At 43.9% G+C, this 14,457-nt stretch carries 9 protein-coding genes; 6 read left to right on the top strand and 3 right to left on the bottom strand.

Annotation, left to right across the window (positions count from 1 at the left end; all coding sequences use genetic code 11):
- Positions 1–42: 42 nt before the first annotated feature.
- On the bottom strand, positions 43–1,431 hold the full coding sequence (lpdA, locus tag IDJ77_RS00375; protein ID WP_191186939.1) for a dihydrolipoyl dehydrogenase: 1,389 nt from the start codon (positions 1,429–1,431) through the stop codon (positions 43–45).
- A gap of 322 nt (positions 1,432–1,753) precedes the next feature.
- Between lpdA and IDJ77_RS00370 the strand changes: the two genes are divergently transcribed.
- On the top strand, positions 1,754–5,077 hold the full coding sequence (locus IDJ77_RS00370; RefSeq protein ID WP_191186938.1) for a TonB-dependent receptor: 3,324 nt from the start codon (positions 1,754–1,756) through the stop codon (positions 5,075–5,077).
- Positions 5,078–5,231: 154 nt separating this feature from the next.
- Here IDJ77_RS00370 and IDJ77_RS00365 read toward each other — a convergent pair whose 3' ends face one another.
- Positions 5,232–6,413 carry an AIR synthase related protein gene (locus IDJ77_RS00365; RefSeq protein WP_191186937.1) on the bottom strand — a complete coding sequence of 394 codons (1,182 nt, stop codon included), beginning with the start codon at positions 6,411–6,413 and terminating at the stop codon, positions 5,232–5,234.
- A gap of 67 nt (positions 6,414–6,480) precedes the next feature.
- Here IDJ77_RS00365 and IDJ77_RS00360 point away from each other — a divergent pair, with 67 nt between their 5' ends.
- Both IDJ77_RS00360 and IDJ77_RS00355 read left to right on the top strand, forming a co-directional pair.
- Positions 6,481–8,262, top strand: a complete 1,782-nt coding sequence (locus tag IDJ77_RS00360; protein WP_191186936.1) for a chloride channel protein — start codon at positions 6,481–6,483, stop codon at positions 8,260–8,262.
- A gap of 38 nt (positions 8,263–8,300) precedes the next feature.
- Positions 8,301–8,762 carry a hypothetical protein gene (locus IDJ77_RS00355; protein WP_191186935.1) on the top strand — a complete coding sequence of 154 codons (462 nt, stop codon included), beginning with the start codon at positions 8,301–8,303 and terminating at the stop codon, positions 8,760–8,762.
- Between the two features lie 66 nt (positions 8,763–8,828).
- On the opposite strand, the gene IDJ77_RS00350 is transcribed toward IDJ77_RS00355, so the two are convergent.
- Positions 8,829–11,003: a glutamine synthetase III family protein gene (locus IDJ77_RS00350; RefSeq protein WP_191186934.1), complete on the bottom strand. Its 2,175-nt coding sequence runs from the start codon at positions 11,001–11,003 to the stop codon at positions 8,829–8,831.
- Between the two features lie 579 nt (positions 11,004–11,582).
- Here IDJ77_RS00350 and IDJ77_RS00345 point away from each other — a divergent pair.
- From IDJ77_RS00345 to IDJ77_RS00335, 3 genes are all read left to right on the top strand, one after another.
- Entirely contained in the window at positions 11,583–12,617 is a 1,035-nt protein-coding gene (locus IDJ77_RS00345; RefSeq protein ID WP_191186933.1) for a porin, read from the top strand.
- 64 nt (positions 12,618–12,681) lie between these two features.
- A complete protein-coding gene (locus IDJ77_RS00340; protein WP_191186932.1) occupies positions 12,682–13,257 on the top strand; it encodes a DUF4468 domain-containing protein in 576 nt (191 codons plus the stop codon).
- Positions 13,258–13,424: 167 nt separating this feature from the next.
- A complete protein-coding gene (locus IDJ77_RS00335; protein ID WP_191186931.1) occupies positions 13,425–14,258 on the top strand; it encodes an energy transducer TonB in 834 nt (277 codons plus the stop codon).
- Positions 14,259–14,457 lie beyond the last annotated feature (199 nt).

Raw genomic sequence — 14,457 nt, 5'->3', positions numbered from 1 at the left:
GCCACCCTGATAACTAAGGGTTAAAATATTTATTTAATAGGATTACAAGTGGATCACTTCGCCGTAAGCATCAGCGGCTGCTTCCATTACAGCCTCGCTCATGGTAGGGTGAGGGTGTACCGATTTGATGATCTCGTGACCGGTACTTTCCAACTTGCGTGCGGTAACTACCTCGGCTATCATTTCGGTAACGTTGGCACCCAGCATGTGCGCGCCTAAAAACTCGCCGTATTTGGCATCGAAGATGAGTTTTACAAAACCATCTTTAGCGCCGGCGGCACTTGCCTTGCCCGATGCCGAGAATGGGAACTTACCCACTTTAATTTCGTAACCGGCTTCCTTGGCTGCTTTCTCGGTATAACCAACCGAAGCAACTTCCGGCCAGCAATAGGTACAACCCGGTATGTTGTTATAGTTTAATGGCTCTGGGTGCTGGCCTGCAATTTTTTCAACGCAGATGATACCCTCGGCAGATGCTACGTGAGCCAATGCCTGGCCTTTAACAATATCGCCGATAGCGTAAACGCCTTCTACATTGGTTTGGTAGTAGTCGTCAACCAGTACCTTGCCTTTATCAGTTTTTACACCATTCTCTTCCAGGCCGATGCCTTCTATATTGGTAGAGATACCTATGGCAGATAATACAACATCAGCCTCTAATACGATGTTGCCTGATGCGGTTTTAACATTTACCCTGCAGCCTTCGCCGTTGGTATCAACAGATTCAACGGTAGAGCTGGTCATGATGTTGATGCCTTGTTTTTTCAGGATCCTGAACAGGCCTTTTGAGATTTCTTCATCCTCCAGTGGGACGATGTTATCTAAAAACTCCACTACGGTAACCTTGGTGCCGATAGCGTTGTAAAAGTAAGCAAACTCGATACCGATAGCACCCGAACCTACTACAACCATTGATTTTGGCTGTTGGGGCAATATCATGGCCTGGCGGTAGCCAATAACCTTTTTGCCATCCTGTTTAAGGTTTGGTAACTCGCGCGAGCGGCCGCCTGTTGCTATAATAATATGTTTCGCGGTAAAATCTTTTGTGCTGCCGTCTGCTATCTTAACTGCAACGGTACCTTTGCTTTTAAGCGAACCGTAACCTATAATAACGTCGATCTTGTTTTTCTTCATTAAAAACTGTACGCCTTTGCTCATGCCATCGGCAACGCCGCGGCTGCGTTTTATTACAGCTTCAAAATCAACCTCGCCACCGCTGGTTTTTATGCCATAATCTGCAGCGTGGTTTAAATAATCAAAAACCTGCGCGCTTTTTAGCAGCGCTTTGGTAGGGATACACCCCCAGTTAAGGCAAATACCACCTAATGATTCTTTCTCAACTATGGCAGTTTTTAAACCCAGCTGTGATGCACGTATCGCGGCCACATAGCCGCCCGGCCCCGAACCAATTACAATTAAATCGTAGTCCATATAGTTATATATCTTTTTTGATTTTGAATGCCAAAGCTAAATAAAAAGCGGGGAATTGAAAAAAAACGGCGTTTTTAGGATTTTATAATGATAAAGGACATCCACACCCTAAAAACCAATTCCCAAAAGTTGTGCAACGGTCTGAATAATGTAAATATTATAGCAAAAATTCACCAATTTTTCATTATTAGCTGCTTAGCGTGTAAAATGTTGAAAAATATATAATTATTGTTAACACTAACTTAACATTGGCAATGAGTCTATTACCTATCTTTGTCCCAAATTTAAATCACTTAACAGTTAAAATTAAAAAAACAAGCGTATGAGGAAGCATTTACTTCTATTAATTATCGGCCTGTTTACTGCAGTTGTAGGCTTTGCACAGCAAACAACAAGTAGTATATCAGGAACCGTAGTTGACGAGAAGGGTTTATCGTTGCCGGGTGTTACAATCACCGCGGTACATACCCCAACCGGTACCAACTACTCAACAGTATCCCGCGTGGATGGCCGTTACAACTTGCCCAACTTACGTATTGGCGGGCCATACACGGTAACCTTTTCTTTCATTGGTTTTACTTCTAAGGTTGAAAATGATGTTACCTTATCATTGGGCCAGGAGTTTAGAATTGATACCAAATTGTTGCCAACCAGCACTTCGTTAAGCGAAGTAAGGATCACAAGCACACAAAACAAGGTTATCAACAATTCACGTACAGGTTCACAGGAGATCATCACCCGTAACCAGATCGACCGTTTACCAACTATCAACAGGTCTATCCAGGATTACACCAAGTTAACTCCATCTGCAAACGGTAGCAGCTTTGGCGGCCGTAACGGTAACGGTAACAACGTAACCGTGGATGGTGCTTTGTTTAACAACTCATTTGGTTTATCTGGTACATTAGGTGGCCAGGCCAACTCACAGCCTATATCTTTAGATGCGATAGAGCAGATACAGGTAGCTGTGAATCCGTTTGATGTTACCCAGGGCCGTTTCGCAGGTTCGAGTGTTAACACCGTAACCAAATCTGGTACAAACGAATTTAAAGGTACCGTTTACCTTTACAAACGTACTGCCGGTTTAGTAGGTTTACACACCCTTACTTCCGATGTTGCTAAACCAACTGTAAATTACACACAGCGCGGTATCAGCTTAGGTGGCCCTATCGTTAAAAATAAATTATTCTTATTTGTTTCGGGCGAACAAGAGCGCATCAGCGACCCTGCAACTGCTTACACTGCATTACGTACAGGCCAAACTGCAGGCGGTACTATTTCACAGGCAACTTACGATCAATTGAACGATTTGAAGAGCTTCCTGCAAACTACCTACGGTTATAATGCAGGAGAGTTTGAAAACTATCAGCTGCGTACACGCTCTGATAAAGTTACAGCAAAATTAGACTGGAACATCAACAAGAACAACACCTTATCGTTAAAGTATTTCTACCTGAAATCTTTACGTGACGTACCTCCAAGCAGCTCTGGTGCTCAAGGCACACGTACCGCTGGCTTTGCTGGTTTGCCGTTCTTCTCATCTTACTATACCATCAACAACAACTTTAACATTGGTATTGCCGAGTTAAATACCCGTATCAGCAGCAAATTCGCTAACAAATTAACTGTTGGTTACCAGGCGCTGCGCGATTTTCGTTCTTCACCGGGTGGTGGTTCTTTCCCGCTTGTTGATATCCTGAACGCAGCGGGTACAGGTACTTTAACCTCATTTGGTTACGAGCCTTTTACTGCCAACAACGTGCTTAACACTAATACTTTCCAGGCAAGCGATAACTTTACCTGGTTTGCCGGTAAACACGAGGTTAATATTGGTGTAACCACCGAATTTAACAGCTACACAAACGGTTTTGCGCCTAACTACAATGGTTTGTACCGTTTTAACAGCATAGACGATTTTAAAACAGGTAAACCTGCTGTTCGTTATGCTTTACAATACTCTGCATTGCCTGATGGTTCTTTCCCGTTTGCTGTTACTAAAGCTTACACCATTGGCTTCTACTTACAGGATAAATGGCAAGCAACAGACAACTTTAAGTTGACTTACGGCGTACGTTTGGATATGCCGGGTTACAACACCGACAGCCAGTTTAACGCAAGCGCTGCTGCTTTAACCGGTTTCCGCGATGGTTACAAAGTTAACACTGCGCAATTCCCTAAAGCAGCTTTGCAGATATCTCCACGCGTTGGTTTCAACTGGAATGTTAACGGCGAAGGCTTAACACAGGTACGTGGTGGTGCAGGTATATTCCAGGGCCCGGTTCCTTACGTATATATATCTAACCAGGCAAGTAACAATGGTGTGCAATTTGGTTCGTACACATTGGTGCCTGGCGCTGGTGGTGTATTGCCAACCGACCCACGTTTGATCTTCAAACCGGATGTTAATGCAAACAGACCTACAACTGCTGCTGCTAATGTTAATTACAACTTAGCTATCACCGACAAAAATTTCAAATTCCCATCGAACTTTAGGATCAATATTGGTGTTGACCAGAAATTGCCATTGGGTATTTTGGGTACCATCGAAGGTAGCTATTCTAAAGATATCAACGCTATCCTTTATCAAAACATTGCATTGCCAACTACAGGTACTGCATTTGCAGGCAGCGATAACCGTACGCGTTACAGTAATACTACTGTTTATCCATCTATTACAGTAGGTGGTGTAAGTGGTAATACAGCTGCATTGCCAAACATTACCGATGCGATATTGTTGAAAAACACCAGCAAAGGTTATGCTTACACTATCACCGGCCAATTACAGCGTACTTTTAAAGACCTGTACTTCATGGTAGCTTATACTTACTCTGATTCCCGTTCGGTTAACGATGGTGGTTCTATTGCTCAATCAACATGGAGGGACCGTTCAGTATCCGGCGACCCGAATGCTGATGTTGCTTCTTACACCAATTTCCGCCAGCCAAACCGTGTTATTGCTGCATTCTCTTACAAGAAAGCATACTTAGGCCACTTATCTACTTCAGTAGGTTTAACTTACGAAGCTGCTAACGCTGGTTCTACATCTTATGCATATAGTGGTGACGTAAACGGTGACGGACAGACAAGCAACGATTTATTGTACGTACCTAAAGATGCAAGCGACATTATATTAGTTGCTGATAACGCTGCAGATTTACGTACAGGTACTAAAACACTCCTTAACCCGGGTGGTTCTGTTACCGGTGGTGCATTATTCGCACAGTTAAATAACTACATTAACCAGGATCCTTACCTAAGCAAACGTAAAGGTAAATATGCCGAACGTAACGGTTTGGTATTGCCATACTTCCACTTAGTGAACTTTAACTTTACCCAGGACCTATACCAAACTACAGGTAAAATCAAAAATACCTTACAGTTTGAATTTAACATCATCAACTTAGGTAACTTCCTTTACCGCAATTGGGGTAACTATAAATTTGCTAACAGGACATTGTTATTATCATATAAAGGTGTTTACAACAATACTGCGAATGCGGCCGACCCTAACAACGGTAAACCAACTTATTCGTTCCCTTACCTTGATAATACTAATCAAGTGCCGCTTACCTCTACATGGGGTAACGGTGTGTCACAAGCTTCACGCTGGCAAGCTCAGTTTGGTTTAAGATACATCTTCAACTAAGCGACGCTTAACTATAACAATAAAACCCCCGGTAGCAATACCGGGGGTTTTTTGTTTATAATATTTTGGTGCTCATTTGTTACTATTGCCATAAAACACAAAGCCCCGATATTGTTAATACCGGGGGCTCTGTTATTAGCAAAGGGCGTGTGCCTTAGTTATAAATAAACTCGCCGTATGGCGACGAAACCGTAACCTGTTTTTTATCCGCAGCTTCCACACGCCCTACTATTTGCGCAGGCACGCCAAAGCTTTCGGATATTTTAATGATATCGGCGGCAAGTTCCTCTGGCACGTAAAGTTCCATGCGGTGGCCCATGTTAAATACCTTGTACATTTCCTGCCAGCTGGTGTTGCTTTCCTCTTGTATCAGTTTAAACAGCGGTGGAATAGGGAACAGGTTATCTTTAATAATATGCAGGTTATCTACAAAGTGCAGCACCTTGGTTTGCGCGCCGCCGCTGCAATGCACCATGCCGTTGATCTGGCTGCGGTAGCTATCTAATATGGTTTTGATGATAGGGGCGTAGGTGCGGGTAGCAGAAAGTACCAGCTTACCGGCGGTAATGGTTTTGCCGTTGCCTATTTCAATCTCGTCGGTTAGTTTTTTACTGCCCGAGAACACCAGGTCGTACGGTACGGCCGGGTCAAAGCTTTCCGGGAATTTATCGGCTATAGTTTTGTTGAATACATCGTGGCGGGCAGATGTTAAGCCGTTGGAGCCCATGCCGCCATTGTATTCCTTTTCGTAAGTTGCTTGCCCGTATGACGCCAGGCCCACGATAACGTCGCCGGGTTGGATGCGGTGGTTGGAAATTACATCCTCGCGTTTCATACGGCAGGTAACGGTGCTGTCTACTATGATGGTACGCACCAGGTCGCCCACATCGGCTGTTTCGCCACCGGTAGAGTAAATGCCTATACCGGCATCGCGCAGTTCGGCTAAAATTTCTTCGGTGCCATTAATAATAGCGGCGATAACTTCGCCCGGTATCAAATTTTTATTGCGGCCGATGGTTGATGACAGCAGGATATTATCTACCGCGCCCACGCAAAGCAGGTCGTCGAGGTTCATGATGATGGCATCCTGGGCAATACCGCGCCATACCGAGATGTCCCCGGTTTCTTTCCAATAAGTATACGCTAATGACGATTTAGTACCCGCGCCATCTGCATGCATAATATTGCAGTACTCAGCGTCGTTGGTTAATATATCAGGAACAATTTTGCAGAATGCTTTCGGGAAAATGCCCTTATCAATGTTTTTAATGGCATTATGTACATCATCTTTTGATGCAGACACGCCCCGTTGATCATATCTTTGCGGAGAAATCATGGGCAAATATACTGCTTAATACCCTTTTGCGGGGTAAAATTGTTAATTTGCTACATCTGCCATATCTATGTTAAAATCCTTAGTGCTCAAACTCAACCGCCTGCGCTTAACGCTCAACGGGCAACGTAATTTTTTAATTTATTGCAGCGTAGCCGTGGGGCTGTTTGGCGGTTTGGCTGCTGTTGCCTTAAAGTTCCTGGTGCATTTTATGGAGGAGTTGAGTCGTAAAATATCATCCCACCTGCCATACCATATTATATATGTGTTTTTGCCGGCCCTGGGCATATTGCTCACGGTATCGTGGCAGCACTTGATCAACCGCGATAAAATGCAAAAGGGGATAGGCAGCATCCTTGCCAACATTAAACGGAACCGATCTAACATCAGGGTAAATAATATTTATTCGAATTTAATAACCAGTTCGCTCACGGTTGGCTTTGGTGGCTCATCAGGTTTAGAGGCACCTATTGTTTGTACAGGCGCGGCCCTTGGCTCCAACCTGGGCCGTTTTTTTAAGCTGAGCCCTTACGAAAAAAACGTACTGATAGCTGCCGGCTCATCGGCTGGTATTGCGGCAGTGTTTAACAGCCCCATAGCGGGGGTGCTTTTCTCGCTGGAGATACTGATAGGAGAGATCACCATACCAACGTTTATACCGTTGCTTATTGCTTCGGCTACGGGCGTGGTAGTTTCCAAGGTGCTATACTCCGGCCAGCTTTTTCATTTGGTTACCGAGGGATGGGTGATAACCGCATTGCCTTTTTATATTGTTTTAGGGCTACTTTGCGGTTGGGTATCTATCTATATTGCCAAAGTTGGCGGTGCGCTGGAAAAAGGCATTTTTGTAAAGCAGAACCGATACGTACGCGCATTGAGCGGCGGCCTACTGCTCGGGCTCATCATTATGGTGTTCCCGGCACTGTTTGGCGAAGGGTATCATCATTTGCAGGAGATCCTTAACGGCAACGTCTCTGTATTAAAAGAAGAAACCTTTTTTGGTGCCTGGTTATCCGAGCCCCTGGTGATGCTGTTATTCATTGCCTCCCTGGTGCTGATGAAAATAGTTGCCGCGGGGATCACTATCGGCAGTGGTGGCAATGGCGGTACTTTTGCACCCACTATGTTCACCGGCGCATTTTTGGGGCTGTTTGTGGCATTTGGCGTAAACCAAACCGGGCTGATCCACTTAAATACCAGCAATTTTATAGCGGTAGGTATGGCCGGGGCCTTAGCCGGTGTGCTGCATGCGCCGCTCACCGCCATATTTTTGATAGCCGAAATAACGGGCGGCTATGTGCTGTTTATCCCGCTCATGATCGTTTCAGCTATATCTTATTTGATCGCCAAGCTATCCAACCCACATAACATGTATTGGCACCACCTGGTGCACGAGAGTAATATTCATCCCGGGCAGGATCAAACGATGCTTAATAACATTACGCTGGACAGTATCGTCAACAAAAAATTTATAGCAATTGACAGCCACACCCCGCTGACCCAACTTTACAAGATATTAGCTACTACCGATGCAAATATTTTCCCGGTAATAACCGCTGCGGGCGAGCTGGAAGGTGTGATATGGATAGATGAGATACGCCGGCAAATATATGGCGGCGACACCGACGATGTTACCGTAGCCGATATTATGGTAACGCCGCCGGCTATAATTCAAAGCAGCGATACGGTAAGCAGGGTGATGGATCTGTTTGATAAGCTCGACGTTTGGCAGCTGCCTGTGGTAGATGCCGGAAGATTTACCGGTTTTGTATCCAAATCGGCCTTACTGGCCAAATACCGGCAAATTATTATTAAGCAGCACAGCGACACGGATTTATTTGCGCGCGATTAATTGTTTATTAATACCCATGCGCTATCTTAGGGCATTAAATGAAAATAGGATTCCGGATCTTTTTGATACTCACCTTGCTGTTTAGCTTTGTGATAGGTATGCCTAAACCTGCTGTTGAAGTAGAGACCGCGCTGGCACTAAACTTTACAAATGGCGCTGCCGATGCTTTAAGCAGTGTATTGATATTTCTACTGCTGGTGTCGCATGTACTGATGCTTTTCCTGTTGTTTATGAGGCAATCTGTTCAGTACCGTTATTTTCTTATCTGTTTCCCTATCGTGTTCTGGCTGTTCTACATAGCAAATACAATTACCGAGCATTTGGCCCAGCCGGATATGTTCCTCTCGCACATTCCTTATCTATTGTGTTACGTATTATGTGTGGTACAATACCATTCCATTTTAAAAGTAGATCCGGCGTTTGCCCTCGGCCTGCCACCAGAAAAAGAGCCAGAAGAGTCCTTGCCGCGCCAGCGTTTTGATACCAACGAGCCTATGTAATAAAAAAGCCCTAAACCCCGGTTTATAACCAAAAGCTTAGGGCTTGTCATTTATGTATCGCTACTGCTACTTGGTAAACAGCAACTCCCTGAATTTCGGCAACGGCCATAAGGCATCATCAACCACCTGCTCCAGCTTATCTACGTGGTAGCGTATAGGTGCAAAGTAGCTTTTTACCTTTTCGTCATAGCTAATGGCGCGGTCGCGGATATCTTCAATCGCGTTTGCTTTTTTACGCTCGGCTATCATTTCATCTACATTGGTTTTGATGAAATTAACGTGCTCGGCTATTTTGTTGATGATATCCAGTTGCGCAGCATAAGTGCTTTTATCCAGGCCAATCTCTTTTAGTCCCTGAACGTTACTTACGAGTTTGCTTTGGTAGGTAATAGCAGCCGGGATAATGGTGTTCATCACCAGTTCGCCAATTACACGCGCCTCTATCTGTAGTTTCTTATAAAAGCTGTCTAATAGTATCTCATGGCGGGCATGTGCTTCGCGACGGCTAAAAACACCGGTTTCGGCAAATAGCTCGGCTGCCTTTTCTGTTAACAAGGCATCCAATGCCTTTGGCGTGGTTTTAATATTAGCCAAACCACGCATAGCAGCCTCCTTTTCCCACTCTTCGCTGTAGCCGTTGCCTTCGAAGCGGATATTGCGCGATTCTTTGATGTATTTTTTGATGATCATCATCAGTGCTACATCTTTTTTCTCGCCTTTTTTGATCAGCTTATCTACATCAACCTTAAATTTCTTCAGCTGGTCTGCTACGATGAGGTTAAGGATGGTCATCGGGCTTGCCGAATTGGCCGACGAGCCCACCGCGCGCAGTTCAAACTTATTACCGGTGAAGGCAAAAGGAGAGGTACGGTTACGGTCGGTATTGTCCTTTAATATCTGTGGTATTTTGGGTATACCCTGCCATAGCGAATTTTCATCCTTTATTTTCTTGCTGAGGCGCGAAGTATCTATCTCATCCAGCACCTCGTTGAGCTGGCTGCCCAAAAATATAGAGATGATGGCCGGTGGCGCTTCATTCGCTCCCAAACGGTGATCGTTGTTTACCGATGCGATGGATGCTCTCAGCAGGTCGGCATGTTCGTGAACCGCTTTAATGGTGTTCACAAAGAAAGCCAGGAACTGCAGGTTGTTTTTTGGTGTTTTGCCTGGCGATAGCAGGTTTTTACCTGTATTGGTGATCAGGCTCCAGTTATTGTGCTTGCCCGAGCCGTTGATACCGGCGTAGGGTTTCTCGTGCAGCAGTACCTTAAAATTATGGCGGCCTGCAACGCGGTCCATAATATCCATTAATAATTGGTTATGATCTATGGCGAGGTTTATTTCCTCGTAAACCGGCGCGCATTCAAACTGCGACGGAGCAACCTCGTTATGGCGCGTTTTCAAAGGAATCCCTAATTGCAGGGCCTCGGTCTCCATATCCTGCATAAAAGCATATACCCGGCTCGGTATCGAACCAAAGTAATGATCTTCAAGCTGCTGGTTTTTTGCCGATATGTGGCCAAACAGGGTGCGGCCTGTTAAAAACAGATCGGGGCGGGCATTAAATAAGGCGGTATCTACCAAAAAATATTCCTGCTCTATCCCCAGGGATGCATTTACCTTCTCAATACTCTTATCAAAATAATGGCATACATCTACGGCTGCCTTATCTAAAACGCTCAGCGCTTTTAACAAGGGTACTTTATAATCCAGCGCCTCGCCGGTGTACGATACAAATACAGTAGGAATACACAAGGTACGGCCGATAACAAAGGCAGGGGAGGATGGGTCCCAGGCCGTATAGCCACGCGCCTCGAAAGTGTTGCGGATGCCGCCGCTCGGGAAGCTTGAGGCATCGGGCTCCTGTTGCGCAAGCGCGTCGCCGCTGAAGCGTTCTATAGCGCCCCCATCAGCGGTGGGTTCAAAAAACGCGTCGTGTTTTTCGGCCGTGCTGCCGGTTAGTGGCTGAAACCAGTGGGTGTAATGTGTGGCGCCTTTACCCATTGCCCAACTGCGCATGGCAGCGGCAACCTGCTCGGCCAGGTCGCGCGGAATGGTTTCGCCGTTATCTATAGAATTAACAATACCTGTATAAGCTTCTGAAGAAAGATACTCCTTCATTTTATGTTTATCAAAAACATTGGCCCCAAAATAATCGGATATTTTGTTAGACGGTGTTTTTACTTCGGGTATTTCCCGGTTAAGCACTACCCTGAGGGCCTGGAAACGAATATTGGGCATAACGTTATATTATTGGTTACCCCAAAAATAGAAAATCATTTAAAATAACAGCTATAATGCCTGCCTAATATCAGCATCAAAAGCCCGGGTACAATAGTATAGCGCAGGCGTTATTTAATGCTAATTCATTAATAGAATATGTAATTTATTAATAATTATGCATGCATAGCATACGTTTTGGATTAAATTATGTTTAAATCTTTGTAAATATTACGAAAACTTTAAAATAAGTATCTCTATTAAAGTCGTAATTGCAATATTTATAAATATTGACTGTTTATTTTTGGTTTTGAAAATAAAAACAACAATTATTTATGTTAATAATTGAAAATTCTGCCATTATTATTGAAATTATATCATTTATAATTTGTTTTTATTAAAATTCATTCATATTTTCATAAAAAATTAGTAATTAATACAAATTCTATAGAGATTATTATAATTAAGTAACAAGATGGAATTTTTATTGAGAAAAGGTTTTTAATTGCCCTAATTATAGATGCAGAAGCTTTACATACTCAAGATATTTAAGAACAACACAACAACAATTAACAAAAACAATTAATTTAATTCCTTATCATGAAAAAAAAACTTTTACTCTTATCATTTTTCGCAGCAGCAGCTACTTTTACCGCCAGCGCGCAGGACGCTCCTAAAGCAGATCCGCCTTTAGTGATCTTCGGTTCGGTAGATACTTACTACAAAAACGATTTCTCGGGCTTTAAATCACAAACTGGTAGCTCAAATATCGGTACCAGTTTTGCAAGCGATCAAAACTCGATCTCTATCGGTATGATCGACCTGGGCCTGAAGAAAAAAGTGGGTAAGGCAGCATTTGTTGGTGAGATGAGCTTTGGCCCCCGCGGACAGGCACAATCTATCCCTAACGGTTCAAGCGGCGATTCGTACCACATCCAAAACTTATACGTATCGTACGATCTGAGCGATAAGTTTACAGTTACAGGTGGTTACATGGCAACTTTTGTGGGTTACGAAGTAATATCTCCGGTAGGTAACTTTAACTACTCAACTTCTTACCTGTTCACCAACGGCCCATTCCAAAATGCAGGTTTAAAAGGTACTTACACCTTTTCTGATAAAGCAAGCTTAATGGTTGGCGTTTTCAACGATGGCTGGAATGCTTACTCATCAACAAAAGATGTTTCAACTTTAGGCGCACAGCTTTTTGTAAGCCCTGCAAAAGGCTGGACAGCTTACATCAACCTGGTTAGCGGTAAATTCTCTGGTACCGAAATTGATCTGACAACTGCTTACCAAATTACCGATGCCTTTAAATTAGGTTTGAACGCTGCAGACTTTAATGCTCCAAATGGTCCGGGTGGCTTTACAGGTGTTGCATTGTATCCGCAAATAGCCGCAAGCTCAACCGTATCATTCGGTTTAAGAGGCGAATATTTTAAATGGAAAGATACCGGTGCCGGCACCTCAAGTGTTAAAGCATTCACTTTAACTTCAAACATCAAAGCAGGCCCGTTAACTATCATCCCGGAAGTAAGGCTTGACAGCTGGAAAGATGAGGTGTTTGTTGACAGCAACATGTTGCCAACTAAAAAAGCCTCTCAGTTTGTTTTAGCAGCTGTGTACTCTTTCTAAAAAATCAATAATTAATTTCTTGTAAGCCATCCATATTTGTTTATGGATGGCTTATCTTTATTATATGAAAAAATTATTCTTCAGTATCGTTTGTATCCTATTGATAAATACGGCCCGTGCGCAAAAAGATGTGTTGCAGTTTGACGAGGATAACAAATATGTTTATTATCAGGTGGTTGATAAAAAAGGCTTTAGTGCCGATACCCTGTACAACCGGGGGCTTGTTTTTATGAAAAGCCAGGGCCTAAAGGGAGATGGCGACGCAAAAGCAGGCATCATTACTGCAAAACCTAAATTGGTGCTTTATGCCAATTCGTTGGTTTCAAAAAAAGAAGCGGGAGAGGTAAGTTATATTTTAAATGTTGAGACCAAAGACCAAAAGTACCGCTACAAATTTGCCGGCTTTGTATTTAAACCGTACAAAATAAACCGCTACGGCAGTATGGCCACACAACCCGGCGTGGAAATACCGTTGGAAAAACTGTGGACCAAATACAGCGCCAAAGAAACCGATGCTTTACTTGACCAGGTAGGGGCCTTTTGCAAAACCACCGCAGCAAGGCTGCTGCAACAAATGGATAAGGTACCTGTGTTACGCAGCGAGGACGCCGTAAAGAAGGTAGCTACTGATAAATGGTAGGAGCAAGGCGCTTGTTTTTGGCGAAATATAATTCTTAATAATACCTACCGGGCGGTATAAAATTCGTAATTAACAATATAATCGAATGATTATTTCGTAATAATTGCAAATTGTACAACATTTTGTATTGCAATAACGTTATATAGACAAATTTAATTCTAAACGTTATGCTAAACACAAAATTTGATTTGTACAAGACCGAGTGGCTCGACCTTGTATTCGATGACCGCAACAAGGCTTACGGCGCTTACGACCTGCGGGCACATTACGCCGGTACACTTAATAAGGCAATGGCTATTGCTTTTACGGTGGTAATTACCGGGGCGGTGGCTTTAAGCTTTGCTTTTAAGACTGAGCCCAAGGAATATGTAGATAAAATAGTAGATGTCTATGTCCCTCCAATAAAAGTTGAGCCTGTAAAACCCAGTAAGCCGGAACAGCAGAAAGCCGCTGCCCCGGATAAGCCTCAACCGCAAGTGAACACAATTAAGGATTTACCACCCGTTGTAACGCCTGATGATAAGCCTACGGAAGAACCTCCAACAATTGCCCAGTTGCAAACTGCAGCGGCAGGTACTGAAACTGTTAAAGGTGTTGATCCCGGGGAGGGTGGCAATATACCTGAGCCGAAAGGCGGTGGTGGAGGCGGAACTGCCCCAAAAGCTAATGGCGATGAAATTATAGATTTTAGGGGAGTGGAAGTAAACCCCGAGCCTTATGGAGGGATGGCCGCATTCGGAAAATTTTTAGGTAAAGCTTTAAGGTTCCCGCCACAAGCGCAGGATGCAGGTGTATCAGGCCGGGTGTTGATGAGTTTTGTGATCGAGAAGAATGGCGAGATCTCCAATATAACAGTAGATAAAGGTGCTGGTTACGGTTTCGATCAGGAGGCTGTGCGCGTTCTAAAACTGGCCAAAGCCTGGAAACCGGGTATGCAAAACGGCCAGCCGGTTAGGGTAAGGTACAGTATCCCTATCAACTTTCAATTGCCTGCAGAGTAGTTTTTGAGATAAAAGGTTAAAGGTAGAGGAGGCCCGCAGGAAATATTGAATTTCTCTGCGGGCTTTTGTTTTATATTTATCTCGCAGGCAAAGTGTAAATCAACCACAGGATTAACAATCAAAAGTTAAACATTTTTCTGGACGATACAGCGGGTTAAGTGTCCCAAGCTGTTCCAAAAAAGTGTCCCACCTCTTTCCA

The sequence above is a fragment of the Mucilaginibacter pankratovii genome (assembly GCF_014773265.1).
GTDB lineage: Bacteria > Bacteroidota > Bacteroidia > Sphingobacteriales > Sphingobacteriaceae > Mucilaginibacter > Mucilaginibacter pankratovii.
Note: the sequence above shows the minus strand (reverse complement) of the source record. Positions and strands in the feature narration are given on the sequence as shown.

Bases quoted from the DNA above. Each gene is read 5' to 3' on its own strand.
- lpdA (WP_191186939.1), bottom strand. From the start codon at position 1,431: ATGGACTACGATTTAATTGTAATTGGTTCGGGGCCGGGCGGCTATGTG.
- IDJ77_RS00370 (WP_191186938.1), top strand. From the start codon at position 1,754: ATGAGGAAGCATTTACTTCTATTAATTATCGGCCTGTTTACTGCAGTT.
- IDJ77_RS00365 (WP_191186937.1), bottom strand. From the start codon at position 6,413: ATGATTTCTCCGCAAAGATATGATCAACGGGGCGTGTCTGCATCAAAA.
- IDJ77_RS00360 (WP_191186936.1), top strand. From the start codon at position 6,481: ATGTTAAAATCCTTAGTGCTCAAACTCAACCGCCTGCGCTTAACGCTC.
- IDJ77_RS00355 (WP_191186935.1), top strand. From the start codon at position 8,301: ATGAAAATAGGATTCCGGATCTTTTTGATACTCACCTTGCTGTTTAGC.
- IDJ77_RS00350 (WP_191186934.1), bottom strand. From the start codon at position 11,003: ATGCCCAATATTCGTTTCCAGGCCCTCAGGGTAGTGCTTAACCGGGAA.
- IDJ77_RS00345 (WP_191186933.1), top strand. From the start codon at position 11,583: ATGAAAAAAAAACTTTTACTCTTATCATTTTTCGCAGCAGCAGCTACT.
- IDJ77_RS00340 (WP_191186932.1), top strand. From the start codon at position 12,682: ATGAAAAAATTATTCTTCAGTATCGTTTGTATCCTATTGATAAATACG.
- IDJ77_RS00335 (WP_191186931.1), top strand. From the start codon at position 13,425: ATGCTAAACACAAAATTTGATTTGTACAAGACCGAGTGGCTCGACCTT.